This window comes from Citrobacter sp. S55_ASV_140 (assembly GCF_018919505.1).
GTDB lineage: Bacteria > Pseudomonadota > Gammaproteobacteria > Enterobacterales > Enterobacteriaceae > Citrobacter > Citrobacter werkmanii.
This window is the reverse complement of record NZ_JAHLQZ010000091.1, coordinates 1-15,901: the sequence shown is the minus strand read 5'-3', so window position 1 is coordinate 15,901 and position 15,901 is coordinate 1. Positions and strand designations below refer to the sequence as shown.

Genomic DNA, 15,901 nt, shown 5'->3' with positions numbered 1-15,901 from the left:
GCGCATTTAGTGTATGATGTGCGCCGCGATGATGCGCCGCTGCGTAAAGTCGCTGGAATTCCGGGTGAGTTTGATAAACTGCGTAAAAATTATCTTGAGCGCCGTGAATGGTCGTCTTTATACGTGATGTGTGACGACGCAACGGCTGCCGCCTTGCTGTGTAAGCTGGGTTTTAACGCGGTTCATCACCCGGCACATTAATGTCTTCTTAATGCTCCCTGTCGAATAATGCGACAGGGACGCTTATGTATTTCTGGAGTAAATCACCATGTCTGAAGGCTGGAACATTGCCATTCTGGGCGCAACGGGCGCCGTAGGCGAAGCCCTGCTCGATACGCTGGCTGAACGCCAGTTCCCGGTCGGTGAAATTTATGCGCTGGCGCGTAACGAAAGCGCTGGCGAGCACCTGCGTTTTAACGGTAAATCGGTCATTGTTCAGGATGTTGCAGACTTTGACTGGACGCAGGCACAACTGGCATTTTTTGTTGCGGGCGCTGAGGCCACCGCTGCATGGGTGGAAGAAGCAACCAATGCCGGTTGCCTGGTTATCGACAGCAGTGGTCTGTTCGCACTTGAGCCTGACGTTCCGCTGGTGGTTCCGGACGTTAACCCGTTCGTGTTGGCAGATTATCGCAACCGCAATGTGATTGCAGTCCCTAATAGCCTGACCAGTCAACTGCTGTCTGCGTTGAAACCGCTGATTGATGACGGTGGTCTTTCACGTATTACGGTGACCAATATTCTGTCGGCCTCCGCGCACGGTAAAAAAGCGGTGGATGCGTTGGCAGGGCAAAGTGCGAAACTGCTCAATGGTATCCCGATTGACGAAGACGATTTCTTTGGTCGCCAGTTGGCATTCAATATGCTGCCGCTGCTGCCAGATCGCGAAGGTAGCGTGCGCGAAGAACGTCGTATCGTCGATGAAGTGCGCAAAATTATGCAGGATGACGGTCTGCTTATCTCCGCTAGCATCGTACAGTCACCGGTATTCTACGGTCACGCGCAGATGGTGAATTTTGAAGCCCTGCGTCCGTTGGCGGCGGAAGAAGCGCGCGATGCGTTTTCTCGCGCTGAAGACGTGGTGTTGTCGGAAGAGACCGATTTCCCGACTCAGGTTGGCGATGCGTCTGGTACCCCACATCTTTCCATCGGCTGTGTACATAACGATTACGGTATGCCGGAGCAGGTTCAGTTCTGGTCCGTGGCAGACAACGTACGCTTTGGCGGCGCGTTGATGGCGGTGAAAATTGCGGAAAAACTGGTGCAGGAGTATCTGTACTAATGTCGGACCTGCAACAGCCGCTACCCCATAAAATTGCGCTGGGCATTGAGTATGACGGCAGCAAATATTATGGCTGGCAGCGCCAGAACGAAGTGCGTAGCGTTCAGGAAAAGCTGGAAAAAGCGCTTTCTCAGGTCGCGAATGAGCGTATCAATGTCTTTTGTGCGGGGCGCACGGATGCGGGCGTTCATGGCACAGGCCAGGTCGTACATTTTGAAACGCACGCTGAGCGTAAAGATGCCGCCTGGACGTTGGGCGTAAATGCGAATTTACCTGGTGACATCGCCGTGCGCTGGGTGAAAGCTGTACCTGATGATTTTCATGCCCGATTCAGCGCCACGGCTCGCCGTTATCGCTACATCATCTACAATCATCGGTTGCGCCCTGCGGTTTTGGGCAAAGGGGTAACCCATTACTATGAGCCGCTGGATGCTGAACGTATGCATCGTGCGGCCCAGTGTCTGATAGGCGAAAATGATTTTACCTCGTTTCGTGCGGTGCAGTGCCAGTCGCGCACGCCGTGGCGTAACGTGATGCACATTAACGTTGAACGTTTTGGCGCATATGTGGTGGTGGATATTAAAGCGAATGCCTTTGTACATCATATGGTCAGGAATATTGTCGGTAGCCTGATGGAAGTAGGCGCCAACAACCAGCCGGAGAGCTGGATAGCAGAACTGTTAGCGGCGAAGGACAGAACGCTGGCAGCGGCAACGGCGAAAGCGGAAGGACTGTATTTGGTCGCGGTAGATTACCCTGACCGGTTCGACCTGCCAAAACCGCCAATGGGCCCGCTATTTCTGGCGGACTAATTTGAGTCGTATAAAGGCAAAACTATGGATCTGATTTACTTTCTTATCGATTTTATTCTGCACATTGATGTGCACCTGGCGGAGCTGGTCGCGGAATACGGTATCTGGGTATACGCGATTCTGTTTCTGATCCTGTTCTGTGAAACCGGGCTGGTAGTGACGCCGTTCCTGCCGGGAGACTCGCTGCTGTTTGTTGCCGGCGCGCTTTCTGCGCTGCCAACTAACGATCTCAATGTTCATCTGATGGTGGCGTTGATGATTGTGGCTGCGATTGTCGGCGATGCGGTGAACTACACGATTGGCCGGTTGTTCGGTGAGAAACTCTTTAGTAACCCGAACTCCAAAATTTTTCGTCGCAGCTACCTGGATAAAACCCATGCGTTCTACGAGCGTCATGGCGGGAAAACGATTATCCTGGCGCGTTTCGTGCCTATCGTGCGTACATTTGCGCCATTTGTTGCCGGTATGGGACACATGTCCTACCGCCACTTTGCGATGTATAACGTTGTAGGCGCGCTGCTGTGGGTATTGCTGTTCACCTATGCAGGCTATCTGTTTGGCGATCTGCCAATAGTTCAGGAAAACCTGAAATTATTGATTGTGGCGATTATCGTCCTTTCCGTATTGCCGGGCGTGATAGAAGTGATTCGTCATAAACGGGCTGCGTCACGGGCTGCAAAATAGAAAGTAACTCAGCGGTTCGACCACTTTTTTATCCAAAGTTTCGGGCTGTTATGTTTTAATGTGCAACATTCATGGTCTGTTAGGGGCAAAAATGGCATTATGCGCCCCTTATAACAAAGCTGACTAGGGTTCAGGCAGAAAGGTCACCAATGAGCTGGATTGAACGAATTAAAAGCAACATTACTCCCACCCGCAAGGCAAGCATTCCTGAAGGGGTGTGGACCAAGTGTGATAGCTGCGGTCAGGTTTTATACCGTGCTGAGCTGGAACGTAATCTTGAGGTCTGTCCGAAGTGTGACCATCATATGCGCATGTCGGCGCGCAATCGCCTGCATAGCCTGTTAGATGAAGGTACTCTTGTGGAACTGGGTAGCGAACTTGAGCCGAAAGACGTGCTGAAGTTTCGTGACTCCAAAAAGTACAAAGACAGACTGGCCTCAGCACAGAAAGAAACCGGCGAGAAAGATGCGCTGGTGGTGATGAAAGGCACCCTTCACGGCATGCCGGTCGTTGCGGCTGCATTCGAGTTCGCATTCATGGGCGGCTCCATGGGGTCTGTCGTTGGCGCGCGTTTTGTCCGTGCCGTTGAGCAGGCGCTGGAAGACAACTGCCCGCTGATCTGCTTCTCCGCTTCTGGCGGGGCGCGTATGCAGGAAGCGCTGATGTCTCTGATGCAGATGGCAAAAACGTCTGCTGCGCTGGCGAAAATGCAGGAACGCGGTTTACCGTACATTTCTGTACTGACCGACCCAACGATGGGCGGTGTTTCCGCAAGCTTCGCGATGCTGGGCGATCTCAACATTGCCGAACCGAAAGCGCTGATTGGCTTTGCGGGTCCGCGTGTTATTGAGCAAACCGTACGTGAGAAACTGCCGCCGGGATTCCAGCGCAGCGAGTTCCTGATTGAAAAAGGCGCTATCGATATGATCGTCCGCCGTCCGGAAATGCGCCTGAAACTGGCAAGCATTCTGGCGAAGCTGATGAATCTTCCGGCGCCGAATCCGGATGAGCCGCGTGAAGGCGAAGTGGTACCTCCGGTACCCGATCAGGAATCAGAGTCCTGATAATATACTCTATGGATTTCGAGTTGCAGGTAGGCGTCAAGAGAGTTCATCCCGATGAGCTTGCACAGGCAAGTGATTCGGGTGAACGACAAATCTGCCGGGAGCAGATTTGAACGCCGCATGCGGCGGCCCCGAAGGGGGAGGCCCAGGGATGGGCCGAGTAATCCGCAGCCAACAAGCCTGCAGCTTGAAAGACGACGAGTACAAAAGGGCAGGGCCAGTTGGCGCTGCCTTTTGCTTTTCTCAACGTAAAGAATCTACAGGCATCATGGACAATAAACGTATTCCTCAAGCCGCGTCGCCTCTGGCGTCGTGGCTTTCTTATCTGGAAAACCTGCACAGTAAAACCATCGATCTGGGCCTCGAACGCGTCAGTCAGGTGGCGCGTAAATTGGGCGTGTTGAAACCCGCGCCATTTGTCTTTACGGTGGCGGGCACCAACGGAAAAGGCACGACCTGCCGTACGCTGGAATCGGTGCTGACCGCAGCAGGTTATAAAGTCGGAGTATACAGTTCGCCGCATCTGGTGCGTTACACGGAACGCGTGCGCGTGCAGGGGGGGGAACTGCCGGAATCCGCGCATACTGCCTCGTTTGCTGAGATTGAAGACGCACGTGGCGATATTTCATTGACCTATTTTGAATACGGTACGCTATCGGCGCTCTGGTTGTTTAAACAGGCTCAGTTGGACGTAGTCATTCTGGAAGTGGGGTTAGGCGGTCGCCTTGACGCGACGAATATCGTCGATGCCGATGTTGCGGTCGTCACCAGTATTGCGCTTGATCATACCGACTGGCTGGGCCCGGATCGCGAGAGCATTGGTCGTGAGAAAGCGGGGATTTTCCGCGCAGAGAAACCGGCCATCGTTGGTGAACCTGAAATGCCATACACTATTGCGGATGTGGCGCAAGAGTGCGGGGCGATTTTGCAACGCTGTGGTGTGGACTGGCGCTATACGGTAACGGATAACGACTGGTCCTTTACGGACACTCACGGCACGTTGGCGCATCTGCCATTGCCACAGGTTCCACAACCGAACGCCGCGACCGCACTGGCTGCGCTGCGTGCCAGTGGTCTTGACGTCAGTGAGCAGGCAATTCGTGACGGAATCAAACAGGCGATTTTACCGGGGCGCTTCCAGATTGTGAGCGAGTCGCCGCGGGTGATTTTTGATGTTGCCCATAACCCACACGCGGCGGAATATCTGACCGGACGTCTGAAAAAGTTAGTGAAAAGCGGGCGTGTACTTGCAGTTATCGGTATGCTACATGATAAAGATATTGCCGGTACGTTGGCCTGGTTAAAAAGCGTGGTCGATGCCTGGTACTGCGCGCCACTGGAAGGGCCGCGTGGCGCAACGGCAGAACAGCTGTTAGAACATCTGGGCAAAGGTGAAGCCTATGACAGCGTGGCGCAGGCATGGTCTGCGGCACTGGCCGAGGCGAAGCCAGAAGATACCGTGTTGGTGTGTGGATCGTTTCACACTGTCGCACATGTCATGGAAGTGATAGATGTGGGGAGAAGCGGTGGCGAGTAAGTTTCAGAATCGATTAGTTGGCACAATTGTGCTGGTCGCGCTTGGGGTGATTGTGCTCCCCGGGCTGCTTGACGGGCAAAAAAAACATTATCAGGATGAGTTTGCTGCGATCCCTCTGGTGCCCAAACCGGGCGATCGCGACGAGCCGGACATGATGCCTGCGGCAACGCAGGCGCTGCCAACGCAACCGCCTGAAGGGGCGGCAGAAGAGGTGCGCGCGGGCGATGCCGCCGCGCCATCGTTGGATCCGTCGCGTATGACAACGGCAAGTAGTGCGGAGTTAGATCCTGTCCCCGTACCTGTTGAACCGCCGAAACCTAAACCGAAGCCGCAACCCGTTGTCGCCACACCGGCGCCAGCGCCTGCGCCAGCTCCAGCGCCGAAACCGGTCGCTGAAGAAGCGCCAGCCCCGACCGGCAAAGCGTATGTTGTGCAGCTCGGCGCGCTGAAAAATGCGGATAAGGTCAATGAGATCGTGGGTAAACTTCGTGGCGCGGGCTTCCGGGTATATACTTCCCCGTCAACGCCGGTACAGGGTAAAATAACCCGCATTCTCGTCGGCCCTGACGCCTCCAGAGATAAGCTGAAGAATTCGCTGGGCGAGCTACAGAAGATCTCCGGTCTGAGTGGGGTTGTGATGGGATATACCCCTAATTAAGGGGCATGTTTCATGCAGGCCGGATACGGTGTTTTCACCGTCTCCGGCCAGTGCCCGAAGAGGCATAAAACCGTATGGCGTTGAAGATTTTTTCAGCGCCATTTTTATTTACGCGTGGAAAGGAAATCCCTACGCAAACGTTTTCTTTTTCTGTTAGAATGCGCCCCGAACAGGACGACAGGGCGTAAAATCGTGGGACACTTATGGTCTGGATTGATTACGCCATTATCGCGGTGATTGGTTTTTCCTGTCTGGTTAGCCTGATCCGTGGCTTTGTTCGTGAAGCATTATCGTTGGTGACTTGGGGTTGTGCTTTCTTTGTCGCCAGCCATTACTACACTTACCTGTCTGTCTGGTTTACGGGCTTTGAAGACGAACTGGTTCGAAATGGGATTGCTATCGCGATACTGTTTATCGCGACACTTATCGTCGGCGCTATCGTTAACTTTGTGATAGGCCAACTGGTAGAGAAAACAGGTCTGTCGGGTACCGACAGGGTGTTGGGGATTTGCTTCGGTGCTCTGCGAGGAGCGCTGATCGTCGCCGCCATACTGTTCTTTCTCGATACGTTTACCGGTCTGTCGAAAAGTGAAGACTGGAGTAAGTCGCAGCTGATCCCGCAGTTCAGTTTCATCATCAGATGGTTCTTTGACTATCTGCAAAGCTCGTCAAGTTTCTTGCCCAAAGTATAAACTTTGGGTCGTTGCTGAACGAGGAAAAGACGTATGTGCGGTATTGTCGGTATCGCCGGTGTTATGCCGGTAAACCAGTCGATTTATGACGCGTTAACGGTGCTCCAGCATCGTGGTCAGGATGCTGCGGGCATCATCACTATTGATGCCAACAACTGCTTCCGCTTGCGTAAAGCAAACGGAATGGTGAGCGATATTTTTGAAGCGCGCCATATGCAGCGTTTGCAGGGCAATATGGGCATCGGTCATGTGCGTTACCCAACGGCTGGCAGCTCCAGCGCCTCCGAAGCTCAACCTTTTTACGTCAACTCACCGTATGGCATCACGCTTGCCCACAATGGCAACCTGACCAATGCGCATGAGCTGCGGAAAAAGCTGTTTGAAGAAAAGCGCCGCCACATCAATACCACTTCAGATTCTGAAATCCTGCTGAATATTTTCGCCAGCGAGCTGGATAACTTCCGCCATTACCCGCTGGAAGCAGACAATATTTTTGCTGCTATTGCGGCAACTAACCGCCAGATCCGCGGGGCCTATGCCTGCGTGGCGATGATTATCGGTCACGGCATGGTCGCCTTCCGCGATCCTAACGGCATTCGTCCGCTGGTGCTGGGGAAACGTGATATCGGTGATGGTCGCACCGAGTATATGGTCGCCTCCGAGAGCGTGGCGCTGGATACGCTGGGCTTTGAATTCCTGCGCGACGTTGCGCCTGGCGAAGCGGTATACATCACCGAAAAAGGCCAGCTGTTTACCCGCCAGTGCGCCGATAACCCGGTCAGCAATCCGTGCCTGTTCGAATACGTTTACTTTGCGCGTCCTGACTCCTTTATCGACAAGATTTCCGTCTACAGCGCGCGTGTGAATATGGGAACTAAGCTCGGCGAAAAAATTGCCCGCGAGTGGGAAGATCTGGATATCGACGTGGTGATCCCGATTCCGGAAACCTCCTGTGATATCGCGCTGGAAATCGCCCGTATTCTCGGCAAGCCGTACCGTCAGGGGTTTGTGAAAAACCGCTACGTAGGGCGTACCTTTATCATGCCGGGCCAGCAGCTGCGTCGTAAATCCGTGCGCCGTAAACTGAATGCCAACCGTGCGGAGTTCCGTGATAAGAACGTGCTGCTGGTGGATGACTCTATCGTACGTGGCACCACCTCAGAACAGATTATCGAGATGGCGCGTGAAGCCGGAGCGAAGAAAGTGTATCTGGCCTCTGCCGCACCGGAAATCCGCTTCCCGAACGTTTATGGTATCGATATGCCGACGGCGACGGAGCTGATTGCCCACGGTCGCGAAGTGGACGAGATCCGCCAGATAATCGGCGCAGACGGGCTTATCTTCCAGGATCTCAACGATCTGATTGAAGCGGTCCGCGCTGAGAACCCGGATATTCAGCAGTTTGAATGTTCAGTGTTTAATGGCGTCTATGTCACCAAAGACGTTGACCAGCAGTATCTCGATTTCCTTGACTCCCTGCGTAATGACGATGCCAAAGCGATATTGCGTCAGAATGAAGCGGAAAACCTTGAGATGCACAACGAAGGTTAATGTTTGCTCGCAAGCAAGGGCGCAACCCGCACCCTTGCTTGCAACTCCCCGTAAATTCCTGCAAAGTCGGCCCTGAAGCAAGCAAGGGCGATTAAACATGAAACGACTCATCATTGGTATTTCTGGCGCAAGTGGAGCGATTTACGGCGTGCGCCTGCTGCAGGTTTTGCGTGACGTTACTGATGTGGAAACCCATCTGGTGATGAGCGCCGCTGCCCGGCAGACGCTGGCGCTGGAAACGGATCTCTCTGTGCGCGACGTGCAGGCTCTGGCGAATGTGACTCACGATACGCGCGATATCGCCGCCAGCATTTCGTCTGGCTCTTTTCAGACCGCCGGGATGGTTATCCTGCCCTGTTCAATTAAAACCCTTTCTGGCATCGTGCATAGCTATACCGATGGGCTGCTCACCCGTGCGGCTGACGTGGTATTGAAAGAACGTCGCCCGCTGGTGCTGTGCGTGCGCGAAACGCCATTGCATCTGGGGCATTTGCGGCTGATGACGCAGGCGGCAGAAATTGGAGCGGTGATTATGCCGCCTGTCCCGGCGTTTTATCATCGCCCGCAAACGTTAGATGATGTGATTAATCAAACGGTTAATCGTGTCCTTGACCAGTTTGATATTTCTCTTCCTCAGGACCTCTTCACCCGCTGGCAAGGGGCGTAAGCCGTTCCATCAGCGTGCAAAGAAACATCCGTTGCCCTGTTTCAGGGCAATTTTGTAACCGCGATCATATCCTCAACATTTAATTCGTCAAAACTCAACGAAACGCTGCGTTTCAACCGTCAGACCTGCTATCTTCAAAATCAGGACAATATTGCAACGTTTTATTAACATATTTAACGTCGAATATCCTCAACGACGCGAAAATGGCATAAGACCTGCATGAAAAAGTCTGCAAACACAACACAACGTAAAACATAATAAAATTACGCCACTTGAGGGTTATGTATGAAGAAGACGGTTCTTGCTTTGTCTTTGCTGGTAGGACTTTCCGCAACCGCGGCCAGTTACGCAGCACTTCCGCAGACAGTTCGTATTGGTACAGATACCACCTACGCGCCTTTTTCCTCTAAAGATGCCAAGGGCGACTTTGTCGGCTTTGATATCGATTTAGGAAATGAGATGTGTAAACGCATGCAGATCAAATGTACCTGGGTTGCCAGCGACTTTGATGCGCTGATCCCGTCGCTGAAAGCGAAAAAAATTGATGCCATTATCTCCTCGCTTTCTATCACCGAGAAGCGCCAGCAAGAGATTGCCTTCTCAGACAAACTTTACGCCGCAGATTCTCGTTTGATCGCCGCGAAAGGTTCCCCGATTCAACCGACTCTGGACTCCCTCAAAGGTAAACACGTAGGCGTACTACAAGGCTCAACTCAGGAAGCCTATGCCAATGATAACTGGCGCAGCAAAGGTGTGGATGTGGTGGCCTATGCGAACCAGGACCTGATCTATTCTGACCTGACGGCGGGCCGTCTGGATGCGGCATTGCAGGATGAAGTCGCGGCCAGTGAAGGTTTCCTTAAACAGCCGGCAGGCAAAGACTACGCTTTTGCCGGTCCTTCAGTTAAAGATAAAAAATACTTTGGCGACGGAACCGGGATTGGCTTGCGCAAAGATGATGCGGAGCTGAAAGCGGCTTTCGATAAAGCGCTGGGCGAACTGCGCAAAGACGGCACCTACGACAAGATGGCGAGTAAGTATTTTAACTTTAATGTCTACGGCGATTAATTCATCGACGTGGGGAGTTGGCCGCACCATGGCGGGTAACCATTATGGTGCATCATAAATTCAGTGCACTGTTTTGGTGCCTTTATCGCTGACTTAATAAGCATGAGTGCATACTTAAGCGCTTTTCATGCAAATAAATACCGCCGACAAGGTAGAATGCTTTGCCTTGTCGGCCTGATTAATGGCACGATAACTGCACCTGGTCCTGTAAAGATCCCCTATAAAAGACAGTCTGTTGAGGATAGTTATGAAAAAACTGGTGTTGTCTCTTTCTCTGGTCCTGGCTTTCTCCAGTGCTACCGCAGCATTTGCAGCCATTCCGCAAAAAATTCGTATCGGCACCGATCCTACTTATGCGCCGTTCGAATCGAAAAATGCGCAGGGTGAATTAGTCGGTTTTGATATCGATCTGGCTAAAGAGCTATGCAAACGTATTAATACACAATGTACCTTCGTGGAAAACCCGCTGGACGCGCTGATCCCTTCGCTAAAAGCGAAGAAAATCGATGCGATTATGTCTTCGCTTTCCATTACTGAAAAACGTCAGCAAGAAATCGCGTTTACCGACAAACTTTATGCAGCCGACTCGCGTCTGGTTGTCGCTAAGGATTCTGCTATTCAGCCGACCATTGAGTCGCTGAAAGGCAAACGTGTCGGCGTGCTGCAGGGCACCACTCAGGAAACGTTCGGCAACGAACACTGGGCGCCAAAAGGTATTGAAATTGTCTCCTATCAGGGACAAGACAACATCTATTCTGACCTGACTGCCGGGCGTATTGACGCCGCATTCCAGGACGAAGTCGCTGCCAGCGAAGGCTTCCTGAAACAGCCAGTTGGTAAGGATTACAAATTCGGCGGCCCGTCTGTGAAAGACGAGAAATTGTTTGGCGTGGGTACCGGTATGGGGCTGCGTAAAGATGATAACGAGCTGCGCGAAGCACTGAATAAAGCCTTTGCGGAGATGCGCGCTGACGGCACTTACGAGAAGCTGGCTAAAAAGTACTTCGATTTTGATGTTTATGGCGGTTAATCACCGCAGGTGCTGATAAAGCCCGTAGATTTTTGACGCGTTGAATTTATGCCTGATGGCGCTGCGCTCATCCGGCCTACGTTGATTTTGTAGGCCGGATAAGGCAACGCCGCCATCCGGCATTTAACGGTGAGTCTGAAATCAAAAGAGGCTTATTACTCCACCACACACGACAGGACAGGCAGCATGTTGTATGGCTTTTCAGGTGTTATTTTACAGGGCGCAATTGTTACGCTTGAGCTGGCTCTCAGCTCAGTGGTGCTGGCGGTTCTGATAGGCCTTGTCGGCGCGGCAGCAAAACTGTCGCAAAGCCGGGCGTTGGGGCTTATTTTCGAAGCGTACACCACGCTTATCCGCGGCGTGCCCGATCTGGTCTTAATGTTGCTCATCTTCTATGGATTACAAATCGCGCTGAATACCATTACCGATGCAATGGGGGTCAGCCAGATTGATATCGATCCGATGGTAGCAGGGATAATTACGCTCGGATTTATCTACGGGGCTTACTTTACCGAAACGTTCCGCGGCGCGTTTATGGCTGTGCCCAAAGGCCATATTGAAGCCGCGACGGCATTCGGCTTTACCAGTTCACAAATATTTCGCCGCATTATGTTCCCGGCGATGATGCGCTATGCCTTACCGGGAATTGGTAATAACTGGCAGGTTATTCTCAAAGCCACGGCGTTGGTATCGCTGCTCGGTCTGGAAGATGTGGTGAAAGCCACTCAGCTTGCCGGGAAGAGCACCTGGGAGCCGTTCTATTTTGCCGTGGTGTGCGGGGTCATCTATCTGGTGTTTACCACAGTTTCTAATGGTGTGCTGCTGTACCTTGAGCGCCGTTACTCCGTGGGTGTGAAGAGGGCTGACCTGTGATTGAGATAATTCAGGAGTACTGGAAATCCCTGCTGTGGACGGACGGTTACCGCTTTACCGGTGTGGCAATTACTTTGTGGTTGTTGATCTCGTCGGTGGTGATGGGCGGCATACTGGCGCTGTTTTTGGCGATTGGTCGCGTTTCCAGCAATAAATTTATCCAGTTCCCGATCTGGTTATTTACCTATGTTTTTCGTGGCACGCCGCTGTATGTACAGCTGCTGGTGTTTTATTCCGGGATGTATACGCTGGAGATAGTCAAAGGAACGGACTTCCTCAACGCGTTTTTCCGCAGCGGATTGAATTGCACCGTACTGGCGTTGACGCTGAATACCTGCGCCTATACGACGGAGATTTTCGCCGGGGCGATTCGTTCTGTGCCACACGGTGAGATTGAAGCCGCGCGCGCTTACGGTTTCTCGTCATTCAAACTGTATCGCTGCATAATTTTGCCTTCCGCGCTGCGTATTGCGCTGCCGGCATACAGCAATGAAGTGATTTTAATGCTGCACTCCACGGCGCTGGCGTTTACCGCCACGGTGCCTGATTTGTTGAAAATCGCCCGCGATATCAACTCGGCAACGTATCAACCGTTTACCGCTTTCGGTATTGCCGCGGTGCTGTATTTGATTATTTCGTATGTCCTGATCAGTCTGTTCCGTAAAGCGGAAAAACGCTGGTTGCAGCATGTATCCTCTAAATAATTCGAGTAACACGATGTCTGAGAATAAATTAAACGTTATCGATTTACATAAGCACTACGGCGAACATGAAGTGCTGAAAGGGGTATCGCTGCAAGCTAATGCGGGTGATGTTATCAGTATTATCGGTTCGTCAGGTTCCGGTAAAAGTACCTTTCTGCGCTGCATTAACTTTCTTGAAAAACCGAGCGCTGGTTCTATTGTCGTCAGTGGGCAGAACATTGGACTGGTGCGTGACAAAGACGGCCAGCTCAAGGTTGCGGACAAAAATCAACTGCGTTTGCTGCGCACAAGACTAACCATGGTCTTTCAGCACTTTAATCTGTGGAGCCACATGACGGTGCTGGAAAACGTCATGGAAGCGCCGATTCAGGTATTAGGATTGAGCAAGCAGGAAGCCCGCGCACGCGCGGTGAAGTATCTGGCTAAAGTGGGCATTGATGAGCGAGCGCAGGGTAAATATCCGGTGCATTTGTCTGGTGGTCAGCAGCAGCGCGTTTCTATTGCGCGAGCGCTGGCGATGGAACCGGAGGTGTTGCTGTTTGATGAACCCACCTCGGCGCTTGACCCAGAGCTGGTCGGCGAAGTGCTGCGCATTATGCAGCAACTGGCCGAAGAAGGGAAAACCATGGTGGTCGTGACCCATGAAATGGGGTTTGCCCGAAATGTCTCCACGCATGTGATCTTTCTGCATCAGGGGAAAATTGAAGAAGAGGGCGACCCGGAGCAGGTATTCGGCAACCCGCAAAGCCCACGCTTACAGCAGTTCCTCAAAGGATCGCTGAAGTAATTCAGTTGCCCGGAGGCGCTATGCTTTCCGGGCCTACCGCTTTAACGCATCGGACTCCAGGCGATAAACCCAGTCGTCGTGCGCTACCCCATTAATTTCATACGCTTTTTCCAGCACCTGCGTTCGTACAAAGCCCGTCTTTTCCAGAACACGTATCGACCCCTTATTCTCTGCCAGCACGTAAGCATTTATCGCCGTGACGCCAGCCTGCTCCAGGGCATACTGACACACCGCGCGCACGGCTTCGCTGGCAATACCTTTCCCCTGCGCATGCGGCATGAGGGCGTAACCGAGGTCGGCCTCATGCGGATAAAGATGACTGATTTGCAGACCAATATCGCCGAGCGGCGTCGGGTTGTTATGCTCGCGAATAACAAATGTGTGCTGTGCGGCAAGGCGTCTGGCGAATAACAGACGCGTATCCTTTGCTGGGGCGATGTCGCCCATATAGCGCATGACTTCAGGGCTTTCACGCAGTCTCTGGAAAAATGACCAGTCAGAAAATTGAAACAAAGAGAGGGTAAGACGGGGAGTCGATATTTTTGCCATAACGTCGCCATTGCGGAAGTCAGATCTATAACCTTACCATCGCAACGGCGAATGTGAATAGCGCTTAGCAACTATCGGATAACATCCGCTAGCGCCTCTTCTAAATCGTACCAACGAAACGCAAAACCGGACGCTTCCAGGCGTTTGGGTAACGCCCGCTGTCCGCCGAGAACCAGCACGGAAGACTCGCCCATCAGTAGACGTATTACGCCAGCGGGAACGCGCAGAATGGCTGGGCGGTTTAATGCATGACCCAGTGCGTGGGCAAACTGCTCATTGTGTACCGGGTACGGTGAAACCATATTGAAGGGGCCACGCAGATCGTTATCCAGCAGCCAGATAATACCGTTGACCATATCATCAATATGGATCCAGGCCAGATACTGGCGTCCGTTACCAATCGGGCCGCCTAAACCAAGACGGAATGGCGGGACCATTTTCCCCAGAATCCCGCCAGCAGAGGCCAATACCACGCCGGTACGCAACATACACACGCGGGTTTTGTCACTTTGCGCTGTGCTGGCAATTTGCTCCCAGCGGGCGCACAGCTTATGGGTAAATTCGTTATGCGGCGGCTCTTCTTCCGTGACGACAACTTCGCCCAGATCGCCGTAGTAACCGGTAGCGGAACCGGATATTAACACCGCGGGCGGCGTCTCGCTGGCGTTGATTAAATCGACCAGTTTCTGCGTGATGCCCCAACGACTCTGACACAGGCGCTCCTTTTGCTCAGCGCTCCAGCGCTTATCTGCAATAGGCTCTCCGGCAAGGTTAATCACGGCATCAATGCCATCGAGATTTTGCTGCTCTGCCAGCCCCTTCCATAACGTGACCCGAGAGTCGAGAATCTGACGCGCCTTATCAGGGGTACGTGTCACTACGGTTATCTGATGCCCCAGTTCGAGCAGGCGGGGGATCAGATGACGTCCAATCAGGCCAGTACCGCCGGTAATCAGAATCTGCATGTCGCCTCCCGGGTTACGTTTAGCGCTGCCAGCTCAGCGTCATGGATACTGAGTCGGCGTAACGCAATGCGTGAAGTTTATCGATCTCCACTTCAGCATAAGTGACCCAGTGATGTTCGCGTGCGATATCGAGCACATCTTGAGTTAATTTTTCTAATAGTGAGAAGCGGTTACTCTCCACGTGCGCAATGATGCTTTTGGTGATAGTGCGATAATTCAGCGCGTCGTTGATATCTTCGCTGATACGGGCTTTGTCTGCCGGATAATGAATGGCAATGTTGATGACGATATCCTGGCGGTTAAGGATCTCCTCTTCTTTGATGCCGATAAAGGTGCGCAGACGAAGGTTTTTTATACGAATAATCGCGTCAGGTTGTGACATTGCAGGTTTCCTCCATGTATGAACCTATTCATGATACACGAGAATCGAACCGTGTTACCGCTTCTCACTCTGCGCTTGCTGCATGGCGCGTTCTGTAGCGGGCCGCGTACGGATGCGCTCATGCCAGTTATTAACCGCCGGGTAATTGTCGAGGTCGATACGCTGACGCTGGTGGGCATGAATCCATGGCCAGCAGGCTATGTCCGCAATGCTGTAGTGATCGCCCCCCAGCCAGGGGGAGGTTTCCAGACGTTTATTCATCACGTTGTACAGGCGCTGGGTTTCAACCTGGTATCTTTCAATGGCGTAGGGAATAGTCTGCGGGGCGTAATGACTGAAATGGTGATTCTGACCGAGCATGGGGCCCAGGCCGCTGACCTGCCAGAACAGCCATTGCAGCGTGGTGTGGCGCTCACGCAACTCACCGCTCAGCAGCTTGCCGCTCTTTTCCGCCAGATAGAGTAAAATTTCTCCGGACTCAAACAGGCTGATCGGGCTTCCACCATCCTGCGGCGCATTGTCGATAATGGCCGGGATTTTATTGTTCGGCGAGATCTGCAGAAAATCAGGACGAAACTGGCTACCTTTGCTGATAT

19 protein-coding genes are annotated in these 15,901 nt (G+C 52.7%); 15 read left to right on the top strand and 4 right to left on the bottom strand.

Annotated elements, in window-relative coordinates:
- From KQJ18_RS14425 to hisP, 15 genes are all read left to right on the top strand, one after another.
- On the top strand, positions 1–201 hold a 201-nt coding region (locus KQJ18_RS14425), incomplete at its 5' end, for a DUF3410 domain-containing protein (protein WP_216422172.1).
- 67 nt (positions 202–268) lie between these two features.
- On the top strand, positions 269–1,282 hold the full coding sequence (locus KQJ18_RS14420; protein WP_087857354.1) for an aspartate-semialdehyde dehydrogenase: 1,014 nt from the start codon (positions 269–271) through the stop codon (positions 1,280–1,282).
- Positions 1,282–2,094, top strand: a complete 813-nt coding sequence (truA, locus tag KQJ18_RS14415) for a tRNA pseudouridine(38-40) synthase TruA (RefSeq protein ID WP_085047806.1) — start codon at positions 1,282–1,284, stop codon at positions 2,092–2,094. The genes KQJ18_RS14420 and truA overlap by 1 nt, the downstream gene beginning before the upstream one ends.
- Before the next feature lie 24 nt (positions 2,095–2,118).
- Entirely contained in the window at positions 2,119–2,778 is a 660-nt protein-coding gene (locus KQJ18_RS14410; protein WP_003028140.1) for a DedA family protein, read from the top strand.
- Positions 2,779–2,927: 149 nt separating this feature from the next.
- Positions 2,928–3,842 (top strand): acetyl-CoA carboxylase, carboxyltransferase subunit beta, encoded by a 915-nt coding sequence (gene accD / locus KQJ18_RS14405; protein ID WP_038642345.1) that lies wholly within the window; start codon positions 2,928–2,930, stop codon positions 3,840–3,842.
- A 268-nt stretch (positions 3,843–4,110) separates the two neighbouring features.
- Positions 4,111–5,379, top strand: a complete 1,269-nt coding sequence (gene folC, locus KQJ18_RS14400; protein ID WP_085047807.1) for a bifunctional tetrahydrofolate synthase/dihydrofolate synthase — start codon at positions 4,111–4,113, stop codon at positions 5,377–5,379.
- Entirely contained in the window at positions 5,369–6,037 is a 669-nt protein-coding gene (gene dedD / locus KQJ18_RS14395) for a cell division protein DedD (protein WP_159121017.1), read from the top strand. Before folC ends, dedD begins: the two co-directional genes overlap by 11 nt.
- A gap of 203 nt (positions 6,038–6,240) precedes the next feature.
- Positions 6,241–6,729 carry a colicin V production protein gene (cvpA, locus tag KQJ18_RS14390; protein WP_005129678.1) on the top strand — a complete coding sequence of 163 codons (489 nt, stop codon included), beginning with the start codon at positions 6,241–6,243 and terminating at the stop codon, positions 6,727–6,729.
- A 33-nt stretch (positions 6,730–6,762) separates the two neighbouring features.
- A complete protein-coding gene (gene purF / locus KQJ18_RS14385; RefSeq protein WP_005129677.1) occupies positions 6,763–8,280 on the top strand; it encodes an amidophosphoribosyltransferase in 1,518 nt (505 codons plus the stop codon).
- Positions 8,281–8,377: 97 nt separating this feature from the next.
- A complete protein-coding gene (locus KQJ18_RS14380) occupies positions 8,378–8,947 on the top strand; it encodes a UbiX family flavin prenyltransferase (RefSeq protein ID WP_038642336.1) in 570 nt (189 codons plus the stop codon).
- 285 nt (positions 8,948–9,232) lie between these two features.
- Entirely contained in the window at positions 9,233–10,015 is a 783-nt protein-coding gene (gene argT / locus KQJ18_RS14375) for a lysine/arginine/ornithine ABC transporter substrate-binding protein ArgT (protein ID WP_006683634.1), read from the top strand.
- Positions 10,016–10,262: 247 nt separating this feature from the next.
- Positions 10,263–11,045 carry a histidine ABC transporter substrate-binding protein HisJ gene (gene hisJ / locus KQJ18_RS14370; RefSeq protein WP_003028120.1) on the top strand — a complete coding sequence of 261 codons (783 nt, stop codon included), beginning with the start codon at positions 10,263–10,265 and terminating at the stop codon, positions 11,043–11,045.
- A gap of 186 nt (positions 11,046–11,231) precedes the next feature.
- Positions 11,232–11,918: a histidine ABC transporter permease HisQ gene (locus KQJ18_RS14365; protein WP_038642334.1), complete on the top strand. Its 687-nt coding sequence runs from the start codon at positions 11,232–11,234 to the stop codon at positions 11,916–11,918.
- Positions 11,915–12,622, top strand: coding sequence for a histidine ABC transporter permease HisM (hisM, locus tag KQJ18_RS14360; protein WP_038642332.1), 708 nt, complete (start codon positions 11,915–11,917; stop codon positions 12,620–12,622). The genes KQJ18_RS14365 and hisM overlap by 4 nt, the downstream gene beginning before the upstream one ends.
- A 13-nt stretch (positions 12,623–12,635) precedes the next feature.
- A complete protein-coding gene (gene hisP, locus KQJ18_RS14355) occupies positions 12,636–13,409 on the top strand; it encodes a histidine ABC transporter ATP-binding protein HisP (protein WP_038642330.1) in 774 nt (257 codons plus the stop codon).
- Positions 13,410–13,442: 33 nt separating this feature from the next.
- Here the strand turns inward: hisP and KQJ18_RS14350 are convergent, their stop codons facing one another.
- The 4 genes from KQJ18_RS14350 to KQJ18_RS14335 form a co-directional block, all read right to left on the bottom strand.
- A complete protein-coding gene (locus KQJ18_RS14350; protein WP_160955513.1) occupies positions 13,443–13,958 on the bottom strand; it encodes a GNAT family N-acetyltransferase in 516 nt (171 codons plus the stop codon).
- Positions 13,959–14,029: 71 nt separating this feature from the next.
- Entirely contained in the window at positions 14,030–14,923 is an 894-nt protein-coding gene (locus KQJ18_RS14345) for a TIGR01777 family oxidoreductase (RefSeq protein ID WP_069323378.1), read from the bottom strand.
- Positions 14,924–14,942: 19 nt separating this feature from the next.
- The gene (folX, locus tag KQJ18_RS14340) at positions 14,943–15,305 is read right to left on the bottom strand and encodes a dihydroneopterin triphosphate 2'-epimerase (RefSeq protein WP_038642324.1); all 363 of its coding nucleotides are present in this window, start codon (positions 15,303–15,305) and stop codon (positions 14,943–14,945) included.
- 54 nt (positions 15,306–15,359) lie between these two features.
- A partial coding sequence (locus KQJ18_RS14335) for a glutathione binding-like protein (protein ID WP_216422171.1) occupies positions 15,360–15,901 on the bottom strand: 542 nt, incomplete at its 5' end.

Bases quoted from the DNA above. Each gene is read 5' to 3' on its own strand.
- KQJ18_RS14420 (WP_087857354.1), top strand. From the start codon at position 269: ATGTCTGAAGGCTGGAACATTGCCATTCTGGGCGCAACGGGCGCCGTA.
- truA (WP_085047806.1), top strand. From the start codon at position 1,282: ATGTCGGACCTGCAACAGCCGCTACCCCATAAAATTGCGCTGGGCATT.
- KQJ18_RS14410 (WP_003028140.1), top strand. From the start codon at position 2,119: ATGGATCTGATTTACTTTCTTATCGATTTTATTCTGCACATTGATGTG.
- accD (WP_038642345.1), top strand. From the start codon at position 2,928: ATGAGCTGGATTGAACGAATTAAAAGCAACATTACTCCCACCCGCAAG.
- folC (WP_085047807.1), top strand. From the start codon at position 4,111: ATGGACAATAAACGTATTCCTCAAGCCGCGTCGCCTCTGGCGTCGTGG.
- cvpA (WP_005129678.1), top strand. From the start codon at position 6,241: ATGGTCTGGATTGATTACGCCATTATCGCGGTGATTGGTTTTTCCTGT.
- purF (WP_005129677.1), top strand. From the start codon at position 6,763: ATGTGCGGTATTGTCGGTATCGCCGGTGTTATGCCGGTAAACCAGTCG.
- KQJ18_RS14380 (WP_038642336.1), top strand. From the start codon at position 8,378: ATGAAACGACTCATCATTGGTATTTCTGGCGCAAGTGGAGCGATTTAC.
- argT (WP_006683634.1), top strand. From the start codon at position 9,233: ATGAAGAAGACGGTTCTTGCTTTGTCTTTGCTGGTAGGACTTTCCGCA.
- hisJ (WP_003028120.1), top strand. From the start codon at position 10,263: ATGAAAAAACTGGTGTTGTCTCTTTCTCTGGTCCTGGCTTTCTCCAGT.
- KQJ18_RS14365 (WP_038642334.1), top strand. From the start codon at position 11,232: ATGTTGTATGGCTTTTCAGGTGTTATTTTACAGGGCGCAATTGTTACG.
- hisP (WP_038642330.1), top strand. From the start codon at position 12,636: ATGTCTGAGAATAAATTAAACGTTATCGATTTACATAAGCACTACGGC.
- KQJ18_RS14350 (WP_160955513.1), bottom strand. From the start codon at position 13,958: ATGGCAAAAATATCGACTCCCCGTCTTACCCTCTCTTTGTTTCAATTT.
- KQJ18_RS14345 (WP_069323378.1), bottom strand. From the start codon at position 14,923: ATGCAGATTCTGATTACCGGCGGTACTGGCCTGATTGGACGTCATCTG.
- folX (WP_038642324.1), bottom strand. From the start codon at position 15,305: ATGTCACAACCTGACGCGATTATTCGTATAAAAAACCTTCGTCTGCGC.